Genomic DNA, 1,899 nt, shown 5'->3' with positions numbered 1-1,899 from the left:
AATAAGTACGGTTACGAATCCTTACGTCGTCATATTCATAAAAAGCTCGCGAATGCGCTTCAAGCACGAGAGCGCACAGCTCGAATGAAATTTCCAGCCAGCCAGCCCCCTTTGCAGGTCATGGATCGTGTCGAAATTGATGAGCAGGTCATTGATTTCCAGGGACGGCTGACTCTCTGTTTAAATGATGAATTAATCCCTCTGCGATTAGCTCGCGCGACTTTACTAATCGCAGTAGACGTGGCCTCTTCGTGTTATCTTGGATACCACCTATCACTCACAGACCATCCTAGTGCCCTCGATCTACAGACACTACTCGATAACTGTCTGCAATCTTGGCAGCCGATGACACTCACTTCCCCCTTATTTACTTACGACCCGGGTGCCACTTTTCCATCGTCCTTACCTGACTTATCGCCCCTTGTATTCGAACGCATTGCACTTGACAATGCCTGGATGCATCACGCAAAGGCGATTGAACAGCTTGTTGTCGTTGATCAAGGGGCGACCCTTGAGTTTGGGCATCCGAAACATCCTGTCGCGCGGAGTGAAGTTGAACGTGCCTTTGATTATATTAATCGCCACCATAGTCATAAATTACCTTCGACGACAGGATCGCATCCGCGTGACCCTAAGCGAGAAGATGCAAAAAACCGAACTAAACCTCCTGCCATCAGTCTGCAAACGTTTGAAGAAGCGCTTAGCATTGTGTTGACTCAACATAACGTACTAAGTAAAGGCGGAAGAAATGCCGGATCTTCCCCTCTAACGTTGTTTGCGCATCAATGGCAACATCACTGGCACCCCAGTGTCTCTGAAGACATTGGCGTGCCACGCAACCCGTTCCGCCTCCGGTTACGATTACCCATTAAGCGAAATCGCGACAGCGGGCAATGTTATTTGTATTTTGAACGCGTGCATTACTACCTTGGCGACCTCGCTCGATTAGCGCCAAGCGAAACACATGTCTACGCGAATATGGATGCGCGTGATATTCGCAAGTTTGAGGTCGACACCGAAATGGGCAGGCCTATCGGCGTAGCAACCTGCTCACGTTCCTGGCAACGATTCCCCCACTCCATCACGATCCGAAAATACATCAACAAATTAATTCGCCACGATAAAATTCAGGCGCGTGATCCCTTAGCGGGATTACTGCACTATCTACTTAAACACAAGCAGGAACCAAAGCATGCGTTGAGACTGCTACACGTAGCCACTACATTTCAATCGAACGGCGACGCCCTCGACCTCAATCAGCCAGAACGTGTAAAAGCGAAACGCCAAGCTAAAGCCAATGCCACATGGTCTAGTCAGACGGCTTTTAGCCATCCTGGAGAACCATCATGACGTCCCAGGAAATGCCTTTTCACCCCCTCATCGATACACCGCTAGAGGTCGTATTCGATACTCAAGCATCGCTCCAATTAGAGGAAACAGTGAAACGTTGGCTATGGACCGGAGGAACCGGCGGCTATATTATTGGGCCGGCACGAATTGGAAAATCCTTTGCCGTACGTCGTCTCGTTGATCGCTTGCGTAATCGTCAACAACGTCGCGTTCCGGTGATCTATACCTCCATCAATCGTCGTGATATAAAAACCATACGAGGCGTCTTTAACAATCTATGCTTGAGCGTCAATGTGCCTGTATCGAAATCCGACTCATCGGATGTTTTGGCCGCACGCTTCGTACAACATGCCTTGGATTTAGTTAGCCTTTATCAAACTTATCAGATCGTTCTGATTGTCGATGAAATGCAGCGATTAAGTCTGGATCAACTGTACGCGTTTTCTGAGATTTTTGATGCATTTGAAACCGCTAGAATCCGACTAATGTCGGTGTTCGTGGGTAATCAGAATGAGTCTAATCAACTCTTAGATCAAATTCACCAATCGA

General features: G+C 48.1%; 2 protein-coding genes. Both read left to right on the top strand.

The window, feature by feature from the left end; translation table 11 throughout:
• Nucleotides 1-1,350: hypothetical protein (locus tag A3729_RS33610; protein WP_197476219.1), on the top strand; the 1,350-nt coding region annotated here is incomplete at its 5' end.
• The coding region (locus tag A3729_RS28235; protein WP_156498197.1) for an ATP-binding protein at nucleotides 1,347-1,899 on the top strand (553 nt) is incomplete at its 3' end. The genes A3729_RS33610 and A3729_RS28235, both read left to right, overlap by 4 nt.

This window comes from Oleiphilus sp. HI0043 (assembly GCF_001634935.1).
This window is presented reverse-complemented; position numbering and strand designations above follow the sequence as displayed.